The 16,234-nt window shown below is 46.7% G+C and carries 14 protein-coding genes and 1 other RNA gene; 12 read left to right on the forward strand and 3 right to left on the reverse strand.

The window, feature by feature from the left end:
- The first annotated feature begins 4 nt into the window (after positions 1-4).
- Positions 5-1,024, forward strand: a complete 1,020-nt coding sequence (locus tag NFR43_RS03005) for a lipoate--protein ligase (RefSeq protein ID WP_251546384.1) — start codon at positions 5-7, stop codon at positions 1,022-1,024.
- 76 nt (positions 1,025-1,100) lie between these two features.
- Complete coding sequence (locus NFR43_RS03010; RefSeq protein WP_251546386.1) at positions 1,101-2,222, forward strand: GDSL-type esterase/lipase family protein; 1,122 nt, start codon at positions 1,101-1,103, stop codon at positions 2,220-2,222.
- 45 nt (positions 2,223-2,267) lie between these two features.
- Here the strand turns inward: NFR43_RS03010 and NFR43_RS03015 are convergent, their stop codons facing one another.
- Together NFR43_RS03015 and recU are read right to left on the reverse strand one after the other, a co-directional pair.
- The gene (locus NFR43_RS03015) at positions 2,268-4,511 is read right to left on the reverse strand and encodes a PBP1A family penicillin-binding protein (RefSeq protein WP_251546388.1); all 2,244 of its coding nucleotides are present in this window, start codon (positions 4,509-4,511) and stop codon (positions 2,268-2,270) included.
- Positions 4,504-5,136, reverse strand: a complete 633-nt coding sequence (gene recU, locus NFR43_RS03020) for a Holliday junction resolvase RecU (protein ID WP_251546390.1) — start codon at positions 5,134-5,136, stop codon at positions 4,504-4,506. Before recU ends, NFR43_RS03015 begins: the two co-directional genes overlap by 8 nt.
- Before the next feature lie 84 nt (positions 5,137-5,220).
- On the opposite strand from recU, the gene NFR43_RS03025 reads away from it, so the two are divergent.
- The 6 genes from NFR43_RS03025 (at position 5,221) to NFR43_RS03050 (ending at position 9,549) form a co-directional block, all read left to right on the forward strand.
- Positions 5,221-5,805 carry a DUF1273 domain-containing protein gene (locus tag NFR43_RS03025; RefSeq protein ID WP_251546392.1) on the forward strand — a complete coding sequence of 195 codons (585 nt, stop codon included), beginning with the start codon at positions 5,221-5,223 and terminating at the stop codon, positions 5,803-5,805.
- A 109-nt stretch (positions 5,806-5,914) separates the two neighbouring features.
- On the forward strand, positions 5,915-6,277 hold the full coding sequence (gene gpsB, locus NFR43_RS03030) for a cell division regulator GpsB (RefSeq protein WP_251546394.1): 363 nt from the start codon (positions 5,915-5,917) through the stop codon (positions 6,275-6,277).
- 27 nt (positions 6,278-6,304) lie between these two features.
- Positions 6,305-6,678: RNase P RNA component class B (rnpB, locus tag NFR43_RS03035), an RNA gene on the forward strand.
- Between the two features lie 134 nt (positions 6,679-6,812).
- A complete protein-coding gene (locus tag NFR43_RS03040) occupies positions 6,813-7,841 on the forward strand; it encodes a LysM peptidoglycan-binding domain-containing protein (RefSeq protein ID WP_251546397.1) in 1,029 nt (342 codons plus the stop codon).
- Complete coding sequence (locus NFR43_RS03045) at positions 7,841-8,314, forward strand: hypothetical protein (RefSeq protein ID WP_251546399.1); 474 nt, start codon at positions 7,841-7,843, stop codon at positions 8,312-8,314. The genes NFR43_RS03040 and NFR43_RS03045 overlap by 1 nt, the downstream gene beginning before the upstream one ends.
- A gap of 101 nt (positions 8,315-8,415) precedes the next feature.
- Positions 8,416-9,549 carry a THUMP domain-containing class I SAM-dependent RNA methyltransferase gene (locus NFR43_RS03050; RefSeq protein WP_251546400.1) on the forward strand — a complete coding sequence of 378 codons (1,134 nt, stop codon included), beginning with the start codon at positions 8,416-8,418 and terminating at the stop codon, positions 9,547-9,549.
- 55 nt (positions 9,550-9,604) lie between these two features.
- Here the strand turns inward: NFR43_RS03050 and NFR43_RS03055 are convergent, their stop codons facing one another.
- Positions 9,605-10,432: an aldo/keto reductase gene (locus NFR43_RS03055; protein ID WP_407658130.1), complete on the reverse strand. Its 828-nt coding sequence runs from the start codon at positions 10,430-10,432 to the stop codon at positions 9,605-9,607.
- A gap of 172 nt (positions 10,433-10,604) precedes the next feature.
- Between NFR43_RS03055 and NFR43_RS03060 the strand changes: the two genes are divergently transcribed.
- The 4 genes from NFR43_RS03060 to NFR43_RS03075 all read left to right on the forward strand — a co-directional run bounded on the left by NFR43_RS03060 (position 10,605) and on the right by NFR43_RS03075 (position 16,197).
- Entirely contained in the window at positions 10,605-11,453 is an 849-nt protein-coding gene (locus tag NFR43_RS03060; protein ID WP_251546401.1) for a DUF3737 family protein, read from the forward strand.
- Between the two features lie 6 nt (positions 11,454-11,459).
- A complete protein-coding gene (locus NFR43_RS03065; RefSeq protein WP_251546402.1) occupies positions 11,460-12,632 on the forward strand; it encodes a MalY/PatB family protein in 1,173 nt (390 codons plus the stop codon).
- Positions 12,633-12,707: 75 nt separating this feature from the next.
- Positions 12,708-14,459: an ABC transporter ATP-binding protein gene (locus NFR43_RS03070; protein WP_251546403.1), complete on the forward strand. Its 1,752-nt coding sequence runs from the start codon at positions 12,708-12,710 to the stop codon at positions 14,457-14,459.
- Positions 14,452-16,197: an ABC transporter ATP-binding protein gene (locus NFR43_RS03075; RefSeq protein WP_251546404.1), complete on the forward strand. Its 1,746-nt coding sequence runs from the start codon at positions 14,452-14,454 to the stop codon at positions 16,195-16,197. The genes NFR43_RS03070 and NFR43_RS03075 overlap by 8 nt, the downstream gene beginning before the upstream one ends.
- Positions 16,198-16,234: the final 37 nt, after the last annotated feature.

Genomic DNA, 16,234 nt, shown 5'->3' on the forward strand with positions numbered 1-16,234 from the left:
AATTATGCAATATGTAGCAATGAAGAGCCGCGATATTCGCCGAAACCTAGCGACTGAACAATATTTAATGAATAGTGATCGGATTAAGCCACCATTTATGCTGTTTTACATTGAAAAGGACTGCATTATTGTTGGCCGCAATCAGAACACGCTGGAGGAAATTAACCAGCAGTACTGTGAAGAAAATGACGTCACAGTCACCAGACGTTTGTCCGGTGGTGGCGCAATGTATCAAGATATCGGTAATATGTGTTTTAGCTTTGTTGTTCCGGCCGATGATATTCGTTTTGGTGATTTCAAGGACCTCGTCAAACCAGTCGTGGATGCATTGCACGAGATGGGTTGTACTGGTGCGGAAGTTACCGGGCGGAACGACATTGTAGTTGACGGGAAAAAGTTTTCCGGCAATGCGATGTACACTCGTGGGGGCAAGACGTTCTCCCACGGAACTTTGATGTACAATGTCAACACGGACGCGGTTGTTCACGCCTTACATGTGCCAAAGGATAAGATTGCTTCGAAGGGGATTAAGTCCGTTCGTTCGCGGGTTACCAATATTATGCAGTATCTGAAACCGCAGTACCAAAACCTCTTGACGACTGATTTTCGCGATGAATTAATTAAAAAGATTTATCACACTGATTCATTAGCCGAGGCTCAAAAGAATGAGTACCGGCTAACGGATGAAGACAATGCCGCCATTGATGAGATCGAAGACCGTTTGTATAATAACTGGGATTGGGTTTACGGCAAATCACCTGAATTTACCGTTAAGAAACGGCATCACTTCACGAGTGGAACGATCGATGCCCGGTTCCTGGTGGAAAACGGCATGGTTAAAAATCTGAAGATCTACGGTGATTTCTTCGGGACGGGTGACGTTCAGGACGTTGAAAAGGCCCTGACTGGATTGCGGTATGATCCACAAACTCTTACAAAGGCTCTTGATCAGTTGGACTTAACCAAGTACTTTATGGGGATCTCGCCTGCGGAAGTTACGAACTTGATTGCTGAACAGCATTAATTAATTCATTAATCAAAACGAACGGCGTTAGACCGCGGAAGGCCTAGCACCGTTTTGTTTTAGAATGGAGGAAAAGATGCCCTGGGTGACCAGTCATTACCAACTCACACATGATTACAGCATGCTCCCGTTTCACTATCCGGCTTTGGACCAGGTGGTGAAGGTGACACCGACGATTGCGGGACAGCGTGTCCGGCTCAAATTGACCAACTACTTTGGTAAGGAGTCCTTAACTTTCAACCGGGTTGAAATTGCTTTGGAACCGCGCTTTACTACTGCCTGGCGGATCACCTACCAAGGACGGGGAACGGTGCTGATTGCGCCTGGAACCGCGATTGAAACTGACCAGCTACTGCTGAGCATTGTGGTTGGCAAACCGGTCTACGTGCGTCTGATCGCAAACCAAGCGCAAACGTACGCTGATTTTGCCTCAATCTATGATCCGGCGCTTACTAATGCTGCCTTGTCCAGACGGCCAGAGTACGTTCCACCACTGACTGAACGTTGGCAGAATCGAAAGGGCTGGTTTTCATTTGAGAGTTTGGCGGTAGAGACGGAGCATCAGCCCCTTACGGTGGGAGTTACTGGTGATTCACTGGTGGAGAGCGGGATGGTGTCAACAGCATTGATTACCTACTTTAATCAGCACTATCCCAACCAAATTAGTTGGCGCTTGACTGGTATTTCAGGTAACCAGTTGCTCCATGATGCACCAGTGGAGGAACCCCTCTACGAAACCTTTGGCCGGCGTCTGTTAAGCCGGTTATACCGGGCTTTGCCGGCTCCGCAGCTTACGATTGCCTTGATCGGGGCAAATGACTTGGTCCTGCCGTTTTACAGTCGGATGATTGCTGAGCAAAATGTGGGCCCCCGCGAATTAGCGAACGGTTTTAAACAATTGGCCGCACTAGTCCGTGCGCACGATAGTGAATTGCTCACCACTACCATCGCTCCAATTCGGCTCTTTAATTTGCCCGACCCTTTACCGGCGGAACAAATTATTGAACGGCAGCGTCAACGGATTAACCAGTGGCTTCGACAACAGACGTGGGTCGTTGATGGCGCCCGGTCCTTAACGGATCCCCAGACAGGAAGCTTGCGATCCCAATTTGACTTTGGTGATCACTTGCACTGGAGCCCCCGTGGTGGGGAGCGGGTGGCTCAATTGCTTATTCCGCGCATCAAAAGTTTACTGTAAAAGAAAAATGCTCTCCAGGGGTATCCCCCTGGAGAGCATTTTAGGTTATTGAGCTGAAGGAGTGGCTTGGTTACCGTCCCCTTGTGAGTTGTTATTGCCAGAACTCGATGGTTCCGTGGCCGTTGTATTATTCGTGCTAGAACTACCACCCGTGCTGGATGAGCTTGCCGCACTTGAGGAATTGCCCCGACTTTCGAAGTAGGAACTAACGGATGATGATAAGTCACCGCTCGAACTTGATTCACTCGATGATGAATCGCTCGAATCGTCATCATCAATCGCCGTGTACTCTAAGGCCCACTTGGAATCCTTAATAACCAAGCCTTTCTTACCGTGGTAACTGACAGCTTCAACGGTGCTTGGCATCTTCCAATCACTGGCATGATTCTGACCATCCAGGTATTGCATAATGACCTTGTAGAGCTGGATGGCACTCTTTTCGTAAGCCGTGGAAATAGCATTCGTCATTGGTTGGTCATACCCAGTCCAAACGGCTACTGAGTAGTTCTTAGTGTACCCAGCCATCCAGGAATCCATGACCCCAGATTGACTGTGACCGCTTGGGTAGTTGGTCGTCCCGGTCTTCCCGGCTTGGTGGACACCACTGATATGGGCGGCCGTCCCAGTACCATCAGAACTGTCGATAACACCCTTTAGCATGTAAGTGATCATGTAAGCAGTGGCTTTGGACATTGCCCGCTTACCATGCTTGTGGTAGCTAATCGTCTTGCCATCCTGGGTGGTAATGGAAGAGATGTAGTATGGCTTGTAGTACGTTCCGCCATTCGCAAAGGCCGCATAGGCTGCAGAAACTTGCAATGGTGAAATGTATAATCCAATCCCGTTGTTTAACGTAAAGGCCTTCTTTTGGGAGATCCCTAAACCGTTCAAGAAAGTGGTTGCACGAGAAATGCCAACCTTTTGCAGAGCCCGAATTGCCGGAATGTTCCGCGATTGAACCAAGGCATCTTGCATTGTCATGGTTCCCTTGTGTTGGTTATCAAAGTCATGCAATTCAGTGTTGGTTCCCGGCCAAATGAACTTAGAATCACTTAGTGTGTAGAAGGTTGGCCAGTTGAGATATTCAATCGCTGGTCCGTAATCCATTAATGGCTTAGCAGTTGAACCTGATGAACGGTTAGTTTGCACCGCCCGGTTTAATCCGTAAATGGTGTTGCCAGTGTGGCGACCACCAAGCATGGCAACCACTTGACCGTTGTGGGGGTTGGTAATTGCGACCCCAGTCTGCATTTGGTTGCTTTGGAAGGACACTTGACTGTTAGCGGCTGAGTACAGCCGCTTTTGGGCACTTAAGTCCATGTTGGTGTGAACTTGGAGACCGTCAGTTTGTGGATTGTAGCCCTTCTTTTCCAGTTGGGCGAGTACTTCCTTCACGTAAGCGTCAACCACGGGTTCCTTGACGTTCACGTCATTGGATTTAGTGTTCCCGTGGGTCTTGTCTAAGCCCTTAGTGACGGATTCCTTTTTCGCTGCATTGGCTTGGGCTTGGGTGATGTACTTACTCCGTACCATCGCATTCAGCACCTGGTTTCGACGGACCGTTGCCGCCTTTGTATTGCTGACTGCCGGGTTGTAATAAGTTGGTGATTGCGGAATCCCAGCTAGCATGGCTAATTGAGCCAATGACAATTGATTCAAATTCTTACCATAGTAGTATTGGGCCGCAGTTTTCATTCCGTAGACGCCGTTCCCCATGTAAACTTTGTTAATGTAGAATTCCAAAATTTCGTTTTTGGAGAAATTCCGGTCCACGTTAATGGCTAACCAAGCTTCTTGGGCCTTGCGCTTAAAGGTTCGGTCTGCCGCGGAGGTTGAGAAGACGGACAACTTCACTAACTGTTGCGTCAGTGTACTTCCACCTTGGGTCCCGTCAGACCGGTGGAAGATGTTGTTGAATGCGGCACCGATGATCCGGGTTGGATCGACCCCATGGTTGGAGTAGAAGCGCCGGTCTTCGATGGCAACCACTGCGTGTTTCAGAGTGGTCGGAATCTCACTAGATTTGGCGTATTGCCGCTTCTGTGCTCCCAGCCGCGAAATCACCTTATTATTAGCGTCGTAAATTGTGGTCGTGGTTTGACTCGCCAACTCATTACGGCTAATTTTTGGTGCGCTGGATGCCCAGTAGAAGAAGAGGGCTGCTCCAGCAATAATTAGTAGGACGATGATCCCGATGGCCCACAGGAAAATTCGTTTGACGAGTGAGCCCCGATCAGTGCTTTCCTCAATGTCGTCTTGGCGACGACTAGGAAACTCATCATTATTCATGCTTTTCTCCTTTTTTATAGATGGCAATAAGTTGATCGATTGCAGGTAGATACTGTAAGCGCGGATTTAATCCATATTCAACTTTGATTCCATCTTTTTTAATCGTGGCGAGGGTAATAGAACTCTTACCACCATTTTTTTGGCTTTGCCAATAATCAAATAATTTGGTCGCCGGTAATAAGTATAACAAATCTAACGTCGTAAATTTAATAAATGCAAAGCAAATCCCACCTTGTTCTTGACAAGCCATGAGGTGATTGATTTGGTGCTGGTGGAAATTCTTTAACGGAAAAGACCGTTTGTTACGGGTTTCCTTCGCATCAAAGTCAATATAATATCCCCGGTAAATCCCATTATAATCTGTAGTAGAAGGGCGCCGGAAATATGCTTCCTTAATGACGGCCGCACTCCGTTTTGGATAGTCAACCTTGACAAGTTGAATTGGGGTGGGCTTTTTATGAATCACCGCTTGGTGAGTCGCAAGGTAATACTGATTGCTATCGTTAATTTCCTTTTCCAAGGACATCCCCCGCTTACTATAGGAGGCTTGCCGTAAAGTAACATGGTTGGCACGTTTGATTTTACGGTTCGTTGGTCCCTGGCCGGTTGGATAGTGAATACTCATTTTGGCTCCTCCCTTGACTACGTGATATTATACCAGAGAATCAAGAATTAAATTTATTTTACCCACTCATGAGGAGGTAAAAAGATGAAACGACTATGGGTGACGGGATACCGGGCTTATGAACTCAGCGTTTTTCAGGATGACGATCCAAAAGTTAAAGTTATTAAAAGTGTGTTAAAAAATTCATTTGAAGCTCGATTGAACATGAGTGACGAAGAATTTTGGCTGATTAGTGGTCCCCAAATGGGAGTTGAACGCTGGGCGATTGAAGTCGCCACTGAACTAAAAACAACCTATCCACAGTTAAAGACGTCGATTATTGAACCTTATCAAGCGGTGGCCCAACGCTGGAACGAGCAAAACCAAGCCAAGCTGCTGGAAACCTTAGCGAAAGTTGACTTTCATGCCGCGGTCAGTAACCAGCCGTACCAATCACCACAGCAATTACGTGACTACCAACGCTTCATGTTAGAGCATTCCGACCAACTATTGATGATTTTTGATGTCGACCGGGAGAGCGACAGCGAGCAACACAGTAAGCCTTCGTGGGATTACCGTGCCGCTCAGAGATATCAAACACAATATGACTACCAAATCCAATTAATTAATTTTGACGATTTACAAGAAGCGGCGACGGAGATTGCCGAACAGGAAGAGCCAGATTATTAATTTTTTCTTTTGATCTAGATATTCAGTTCGTTAACCTTGTAATTACTGTTTATTTTCGGTAAAATATTCCATGTTGTTGGATTATTGATTAATGTTGAGGTGTTTTACGTTGGATAATATTAAATTTACGCCACAAGATATTCTGCACAAGCAGTTCAAAGAAAAGAGTATTGGTAAAGGTTACGATGTTGATGATGTTGATTCCTTCTTGGACGACGTTATCAAGGACTATGATACCTTTAACAAGGAAGTTCAGAATTTACGGGACGAAAATGACCGTCTGAAGTCCAAGGTTGATGAATTAAATCGTCAAGTTGAAGTGGGATCATCCATCAATTCCAATCCTTCGACGACGAGTCAACCGGTTTCCAATGCTACGAATATGGATATCTTAAAGCGGTTATCTAATTTGGAACGGCGTGTTTTCGGTTCCCAATTAAATAACGGCAATGACGACTCACACCTCCTTTAATTATCCACAAACTGATTAAAATTTGCAGGTTTTGGGTAATCGAGCACGGCAATTGTCGTGTTAGGAAGGTCCATGCTCGCACGGGCTGCGATGCCCGTAGTGTTTGTGCTCGCTGAAACGATAAGGCGGGGCACCGATTTTCGGTGACGGCGGAAAAAGCGGCTAAGGCTTCGGCTATGCCCCAGTATTCCTGAAAAGTGCCACAGTGACGAAGCAGTATTGGAAACAATGCTGATGGAACGCGGTAAACCCCTCAAGCGGTAAACCCAAACTACGGTAGGGGAGCTTTGGATAACGAATTGAAGTGATTCCAGGGGAACGTCTTTGACGTTGAGATAGATGATTACCACTGCATAGTGAATGCCTGACCACTATGCTTTGACAAAACATGGCCTACAGAAATCTGCAACTCAGGTGCCCGGTTCGCCGGGCTTTTTTTTACGTCCTGTTATTAATAAAATTATTGAAAGTCCGCTCGATCAGCGTTAAACTAGGTTTATAATTATTTTGTTACATTTCGGGAGGATTTTAGACAATGAAGAATAAAAAGCAGTTAGCAGCGCTCTTAATGACCGCTGTGTTGGCGGGCCCGGCATTATTGAGCCCGGCCGTCATGGCTGATTCGGTTAACGGCAGTGTTGAAGAACAGGCTGACATCACGAACTGGGTTGCCAACACGCCGCAACAAATTTCTAATAACATGGCGATGCAACACATCAACACCAATGACCTGAATGGTACGAAGTACATCGTACAGTGGGGTGATACCCTATCAGGAATTTCCGCCGCTACGGGCATTTCGGTGAACAAAATTGCCTATGATAACCATATTCAAAATATTAATTTGATTTATGCAGGCCAAACTCTGATTTTAAACCGGAACGGGTCGGTACCAGCTGATTACCATGGTCCTGTTGGTGATCCACACCAAGTTGTCATTTCCAAGACGACGATCAATAACGGGCCAAAGAACGTGACGTTCAAGGTTAGCCCAAAGGTGACCGTGAACAATGATAATAGTGACAACAGCACTACGAACATCACCGACAATAGTCAAACGAATAATAACGAGAATAGCAATGACAGTGATGAGGACACGACTAGTGCCTCCTCATCAACGACTACGAAGTCGTCAACAAAGAAGAGTCACCACTCAACTACCAATTCATCGGCTGCCCCAGCTGATAGCGATGAATTAGCCTCTGACCTGTCTGAAGCGGCTAGCAACAATGGTGATGATGACATCACGTTCAGCAAGTATGACGACAGTGATTCTGATGATCTTGAATCAGTCGACCTTGGTAACGATGCTAAGAAGATTAACAAGGCTGTGAAGAAGGGGAACTTCAGCAAGGCCGAAAAGTTGATTAAGGACAACTTGGACGACGATGATAACGATGTCTACGTTGACTACGACGATGGTGAAGTTTCGGTTTACACCAAGAAGAGTTCCGACAGGGATAGTTCTTCGGACGATTCTGATAACCAAAGTAGTAGCGACAATGACAACCAAGACAGTCAACAAGTCGATACCCAGAATGAAACTAACGAGGATGATGACTAATGGCAGGAATGACACGGAAAAGTAAAACGATTATTAGTGTGATTGTTGCCTTGGTGGTTATCCTGGTTGGTGGTTACCTCTTTTGTACTCACCGGGTGGCTAGCGCCGTTCCTGGACATGTCTATCAGTACACCAGCGTTAGTGGCAATAACAAATTGTACATGGCATTTTCCAAAACTTCTGACCAGGTTGTGGTGACTGCGCAAAAGTCACAAGCTTTGAAAGCTAACAGCAGTGAGAACAATTTCGAATCTGTCTACAATAGTGAAGCCAAGAATGGTACTTGGCAGTATCTGGCCAAGGGCAGTCATTTGACCCTTTCTAAGACCCAATCAGGGAAAACATCCCGTTGGCAATATAACCGGGTCCTCGTGCTCGGCCATAAGATGCATGCCGGAAGCTTTACTTACCAGATCGCTAATGCTGGTCAAGGGGTAGATCATAAGAATACGACATTTGAACGGTTACAATAATCGCATCTTTCTCAAAGTCGGGAGGACAAGCAATTGTCTTTCTGGCTTTTTTCGTTCATAATGGGAAAGGTTTGAATTAAAAAAGTAACGAGGTAATGAATGTGGAAGACTATCAATTAATTGCAACCGCCGCAGCGGGGATTGAAGCCATTGTCGGCAAGGAACTTCGTCGGCTGGGGTACGAAACCCGGGTGGAGAATGGCCGGGTGCGGTTTACCGGGAACATCAAAGATATTTTAACGACCAACATTTGGCTACGGACAGCTGACCGTGTCAAGATCATCGTTGGTGAATTTGATGCGACGACCTTTGATGACCTTTTTGAGCAGACAAAGGCCTTGCCATGGGACCAATTGTTGCCATTGGATGCGGAATTTCCGGTTGAGGGCAAGAGTCACCGTTCCCAACTTCATAATGTACCTAGTGTGCAGGCGATCGTGAAAAAGGCGATTGCGGAGAAAATGATGGCCGTTTACCACCGGCGGACGAAGTTGCCGGAAGCCGGCCATTTATACCCCTTAGAAGTGGCAATTAACAAAGACCACGTGTTGCTGACCTTGGATACGACCGGTGATAGTCTGTTTAAACGGGGATATAGGAAGGATAAGGGGGGAGCACCATTAAAGGAAAATATGGCGGCTGCCTTAGTACTCTTGGCGCACTGGTTTCCTGACAATCCGTTTGTGGATCCCGTTTGCGGATCAGGTACGATCCCCATCGAAGCCGGGTTAATTGGTCACAACATCGCGCCCGGGATTAACCGCTCCTTTGTCTGTGAACAATGGGAAAATTTAGTCCCGACTGGTTTGGCAGATGAAGTCCGTGATGAAGCCGATGACCAAGCCGACTATGATGTGCAATTGGAAATCCATGGCTACGATATTGATCAGCGGATGGTTGAAATTGCCCAACGGAACTGTCAGGCTGCTGGATTAACCCATGACATTACATTCAAACAGCTCGCGGTCAAAGATTGGCACACTGACCAAATTAATGGTGTTTTGGTGGCGAACCCGCCGTATGGTGAGCGACTGAGCGACCGGGAAACGGTTCATGAACTGTACCGCCAAATGGGTGAAATTTACCGGCCGATGACGACCTGGAGTAAGTATATTTTGACCGCTGATTTGGAGTTTGAACACTATTATGGTGCCAAGGCCACCAAGCGTCGGAAGCTCTACAACGGGGCACTGCGGACTGACCTCTTCCAATATTGGGGTCGAAAGCGACGGTAAATAACAAAACCCTTGAGATCATTGACATCTCAAGGGTTTTGTTAGCTGGAGCATATTAAATTTTATCTAGTGGGACCTTATGAGTTGGCGCGGGATAGGCAGTGTTGAGCCGGCTTAAGTCAGCGGGCAGAAGTACTAAATCAACGGCTGCAATATTGGCCTGAACGTGGCTAATTTGCCCAGCTTTTGGTAGTGGCAAGACGTTATGATTACGCAACAGCCACGCGAGCATGACCTGTTGTGGTGTGACACCGTGTTCATGGGCAATCTCCTTGACTGTCGTAGCCGGTTTGATGAAGTTCCAACCGACGGCATGGAAGGGGGAGTAACTGAGAAAGCAAATCTGGCGTTCCTGTTGCCATGGCAACAAGTCATATTCAACGCCGCGGCTGGTCAAATTATATAAGTCCTCGTTGGCAAAAACGTGATCACCGTCAGGAACTGTTAGCAGGTCTTCCATATCCTGGGTATCAAAATTGGAGACTCCCCAATGCCGAATGAGACCAGCCTGTTTAAACTTTTCCAGTTCCGCAACCGTGGTGATTAAATTAGCGTTTTCCCGCCAGTGTAGAAGGTAAAGATCGAGGTAATCAACGCCGAGCCGGCGTAAACTACCTTCGAGACTTCGGCGCATTAAATCAGGGGTGGCGTGTTGGGGAAGAAATTTAGAAATCAAAAAGTATTGATCACGGGGGATTCCCTTTAGGGCACCACCAATGATTGCTTCACTATCGCCATAACTTTCCGCCGTGTCAATTACGTTAATGCCATTGCTGAGGCCATAGCGAATGGCTTCTTGTTCAGCGTGGCGATCGCCACTGAGTGCGGCACTGCCGATCCCAATCGTTGATAAGCGTTCGTTTTGGATATTAATAAACTGCATGATTATCCCTCCACTTACTTTGCTTATATTATAAGCAAAGCCAGTGGAGAGTTCCATTACTAAAATGAATGGATAACAATTAGTAATTTCTATTTAACTTACTTCCCTAAAAGGCATATACTAAATTTAAATATTACTTACTTTAAGATAGAATATTAAGGGGAATGAAAAAATGAAACAAATTAACGAAGGCTATTTTGATGGCGAACGGCCATTATTTAAAGAACACGATGCTGAAATTATTGATACCACCTTTGGTCAAGGAGAATCACCGTTAAAGGAGAGCCATGACCTGAAACTTTCTGGGGTAGTTTTCACTTGGAAGTACCCACTCTGGTATTCAAAAAATATTGATGTCAAAGATACGATTTTTGAAACAATGTCGCGGTCCGGAATCTGGTATACTGATCACATTGCAATTCAAGATTCGGACTTACAAGCACCAAAGCTTTTTCGGCGCTGTCATGACGTCACGCTGAACAATGTCTACTTTTCCGACGCGGATGAAACACTGTGGACTTGTGATGACGTCAAAATTCAAAACGTTCAGGCCCGTGGCGATTACTTTGGGATGAATAGTTCTAACTTGCGAATTGATAACTTAGATTTAATTGGCAATTATTGTTTTGATGGTGGCAAGAATATTGAAGTGCACAATTCACGTTTCGTGTCTAAGGACGCCTTTTGGAATTGCGAAAATGTAACGATTTATGATTCGAAGATCAGTGGTGAATACTTGGCTTGGAACACCAAGAACTTGACCTTAATCAATTGCACGATCGAAAGCGACCAGGGACTTTGTTACCTCGATGGGGTTAAGTTAGTGAACTGCAAAGTCCTGCGGACCGACCTCGCATTCGAATACTGTAAGAACATTGATGCGGACATCACTACTGATGTGATGAGTGTGAAGAACCCAATTAGTGGACGCATTCATGCTAAATCAATTGGTGAAATTATTTTGGATGATCCAGAGATTGATCATTCACAAACGGTAATTACCCAAGATAAAAAGGAGTAATAGATTATGACTGACTTTCCTGAAGCAGTTGATCGGCGTGGTACCAACTCTGTTAAATGGGCAGTTCAAGATGATGAATTGCCAATGACGATTGCGGATATGGACTTTAAAACCAGCCCGGCAATTATTCAAGCAATGCAAGCGAAATTGAACTTGGGGGCCTTTGGCTACGAAGATATCCCGGATGAATATTTTAACGCCGTCGCTGACTGGTACGAACATCAGCACGGTTGCCGGCCCAAGACGGATTGGATGATTTTTACAACGGGGGTCGTGCCGGCCATTTCCTCTGCTGTGCGGCGGCTGACCTCGCTTGGCGACAACGTTCTCGTGCAAGCCCCGGTTTATAACATTTTTTACAACTCGATTGTCAACAGTGGTCGCCACGTTCTGTCGAGTGATCTCGTTTACGATGCCGAAAATCATACTTATTCGATTGATTGGGACGACTTAGAGCAAAAATTAGCCAACCCACTGACGAATTTGATGATCCTTTGCAACCCCCACAATCCTTTGGGGATTATCTGGAGCCGTGATCAATTAATTCGGTTAGCCAAGCTTTGTCGGCAATACCACGTGACGATCTTTAGTGATGAGATTCATGGTGATTTTACCTTTAATGAGACGGGATACGTGCCGATGTTTAGCCTTCCTGACGAATTAATTCAAAACGTAGAAGTTGCCGTTTCACCAAGCAAGACCTTTAATGTTGCGGCGCTGCATGCAGCAACCGTAATTGTGCCGAACGCTAATCTCCGGGCCCAAGTCAGTCGTGGACTAAATAGCGAAGAATTAGCGGAACCGAATTTACTGGCGATCCCAGCCACCATTGCGGCCTACGAAAAGGGGCAAGAATGGTTGCAGCAAGTATTGGCATACATTCAGGAAAATCGGGAATTGGTAACGAACTTTGTCCGAGATCAGCTTGCTGATTCAGTAACGGTCGTGCCGGGTGAGGCGACATACTTGATGTGGTTAGACGTCAGCCGACTGACTGACGACTCTGCCAAGTTGGCAGCATTTATCCGTGAGAAGACGGGGTTGATTCTGTCGGCAGGTTCCATTTACGGGGGCGATGGCAATCACTTCCTCCGGATTAACGTGGCCTGTTCAACCAAACTGGTGCTGAGTGGGATGGACCGCTTTGCACGTGGAATTGAAGAATGGCAGCAAAAATAGTTTTGCAAAGGGTGCGTGACGGCCGTCAAGAACTAGGTCGTGACGCGCTTTCTATGTCTATTGAGGAGGGCCGGCATGAAAATCTTTCGACAATTAAGTTGGTTTTTTAAGCAACAATGGAAACAGTACGTTGCGGGCGTGGTGGCCCTAATCTTGGTCGCCATTTGTAATGTCATTCCGGCGCGAATTATTGGGGATGTCGTTGACGCCATTAGTGCTCACCGCGTGACCGCACATGCTTTAACGGGGTGGATTACCATTATGCTGGTGGCCGCAATTGCTCAATACCTGTTACGGTTTGCCTGGCAAAAGTACATTTATGGCAGTTCCTATGTACTTGAACGCCAGCTCCGTGGCAAATTGTTTGCACATTACCTTTCCATGGACCCCAGTTTTTACCAGCGGTGGCGGATTGGTGATTTGATGGCTCACGCAACCAATGACGTTGAGGCTGTCCGTGAGGTGGCTAGTTACGGTATTCTAACCCTTGCGGATTCACTCATCACTGGTGGCTCCATGATTTTGGCGATGGGGATGTTTGTTAGCTGGCGGTTGACTATTTTGACCTTGCTACCATTACCGCTGTTGGTCGTGCTCTCCAACCGATTGGGAAATAAAATTCATGAATCATATGGGGCAGCGCAAGCAGCCTTTGGTAATTTAAATAATAAGACTCAGGAAAGTGTCAGTGGCATTCGAGTGTTGAAGTCGTTAGGGCAGTCTCAAGCCGACCAGCAAGATTTTAACCGGTATGTTGACAAAACCTATCAGGCCAATAAGCGGGCTTACTTCTGGGATGCCCTCTTTAATCCAGCCACGACCTTGATAATGGGGTTAGCCTACGTGATTGCAATTGGGGTCGGTGGCCTTATGGTGAGCCATCAGCAACTCACAATCGGTCAGTTAGTCACGATGATGACCTACCTTGGTGAACTGGTCTGGCCATTATTTGCTATTGGAACGCTTTTTAATACCTTGGAACGTGGTCGCGCCAGTTATGACCGCATTCAACGTTTATTGAACGAACAGAATCAATGGCAATCGGGAATTGCTGGTCTTCAGTTAGCAACGCCAGCGACCTTGAAAGTCAACATTGACCAATTTACGTATCCAAGTAATCAGCGGCCGACACTTTCTAATATTCAGTTTCAAGTCAAACCCGGCGAAATGGTGGGAATTGTTGGCCCGACTGGTGGTGGTAAGTCAACCCTTCTCCGCCTCCTGGTGCGCGATTTTGATAGTTATGAAGGAAAAATTTCGTTGGGCCGACATGAAATTCGTGAATTGCCGCATGCCAAATACTTAACTGCCATCAGTTACGTTTCCCAAACGAACTTCCTTTTTTCCACCACCATTCAAAATAACCTGCGATTCCACGATCCGTCAGCGTCGTTGGCCGCCGTTCAAAAATCTGCACAAGAAGCGGCGGTGGCTAATGATATTCAACAAATGCCGGATCAATACCAGACCCAAGTTGGCCAACACGGGGTCTCCCTCTCCGGTGGTCAAAAGCAGCGGGTAGCGCTGGGACGAGCCTTGATGAAGGCGGCGCCACTCTTGATTTTGGATGACCCCCTGTCAGCAGTCGATGCCCAGACAGCGACGGAGATTGAACAGAACTTGAGAAATCATCGGGACCAGTCTGTGATTCTCGTTTCCAGTCGGCTCAGCGCCGTTCAAAACGCGGATTGGGTCCTCGTGATTGACGATGGTACGATTGCCCAACAGGGCCGACCGGCCGAATTAGCTCAACAACCAGGCTGGTTCAGTGACACCTTACATGCTCAGGAACGGCAACAACGATTGGAGGAGGACCTCAATGAATAAATCATTATCACAAACAAAGGTCTTGCGTCGTCTCCTGAAGGATGCCCGACCGTTTTGGTGGCAATTTGCGCTTGCCATTGTCATGGCTATTCTGGTGAGTGTCGTTAACTTGGTCTTGCCAAGAATGGTCCAGTTCTTCATTGATCATTATTTACGGCACGCGACAGCGACCGTCCAGGTAATTAGTGGCTTTGTCCTGGTTTATTTCGTGGTGACCGTTCTAAAGGCGTTGATGCAGTTTGGCCAGGCATACAGTTTTGCGGTCGGCTCAGAAGCCACTTTGGAACGAATTCGGGCCCACTTGTTTGCCAAACTGCAAACCATGGGGATGAGTTACTTTGACCAAACCCCGGTGGGTGAAATTGTTTCGCGGGTGACCAACGATACTAAAACCCTTTATAATTTCTGGAACTTGATTTTGAATCTCATCGTTGCCGTCGCTGGGTTAGTGTCAGCGTTTGTCGCCATGGTGATGGTGAGCCAATTATTAGCTTGGATCACTGCAGGTCTGTTGCTGCTCATCATCGCGTTAGTCTTTGTTTACCAACGGGTGAGTGTCCCGGTTTATCAGCGTGCCCGGGCAACCTTGAGTGACATTAATACCCGCTTGAATGAAGCGATCAATGGCATTGAAGTGATTCAGCAATTTGCTCAAGAACATCGTCTGAACGGTGCGTTTGCGAAGGTTAATCAACGTTATTTCAACTCCCGCAGTCGGTTAATTGTTTTTGATTCATTTCTCCTCTCACCGGTGGTTAGTTTGATGTTCATCCTTGCCGAAACGGCAACGTTAGGATATTTTGGCTGGCAAAGTGCCCACACCACGGTCGCGGCCGGGGTTGTCTATGCCTTTGTCGCTTACCAACAAAACTTCTTTAACCCCCTGACCAGTGTGATGCAAAATATGTCTTATTTTCAGGAAGGGATTGTCGCTGGACAGCGGATCTATGGTTTGATTGACCAACCATCTACGCAACCAGTTCAAAGAAATCGGCAATTAACAATCACCGCGGGGAAAATTGAATTTCGCCACGTGACCTTTGGCTATGACCCCGCTAAACCGGTGCTCAAAGATATTTCCTTTACTGTTCATCCGGGTGAAATGGTTGCCTTGGTTGGCCATACTGGCAGTGGGAAAAGTTCGATTATCAATCTGCTGATGCGATTTTATGAATTTCAGTCTGGTGAAATTTTAATCGACGGTCAGGATATCCGGGATTACCCATTGGCCGAACTGCGCCGTAAAATCGGCCTGGTGGTTCAAGAACCCTACATGTTTTATGGGACGATTGCGCATAACATTGCAATGTTTGATCGTCACCAGGACCGCCAGCAAGTTCATCAGGCGGCGGAGCTGGTTAATGCTGCGCCATTCATTGAACAACTGCCAGCCAAGTACGATACGCAACTAGATGAGGGGGGCAGTAACTTGTCAGTCGGCCAGCGTCAGTTGATTTCTTTTGCGCGCACGATGTATCGTCATCCGGAAATTTTGATTATGGATGAGGCGACGGCCAATATTGATTCACAAACTGAGCAGTTAGTGACGGAAAGCTTAGCGCAAATTAGTACTAAACAAACCACAATTGCGATCGCTCACCGGTTATCAACCATCCGGAACGCTAACCAGATTCTGGTACTCCGGGATGGCCAGATCATTGAGCGGGGGACGCACGAACAATTGATGGCCCAACATGGGTATTACGCTAAATTAGCGGCTCTGCAAGGCGAAAAATAAATTCAAGCCCCAATGTTGAATCAAACCAGCATCGGGG

Origin of the sequence: Limosilactobacillus caecicola (assembly GCF_943192935.1) — a bacterium.
GTDB classification, from domain to species: Bacteria; Bacillota; Bacilli; order Lactobacillales; family Lactobacillaceae; genus Limosilactobacillus; species Limosilactobacillus caecicola.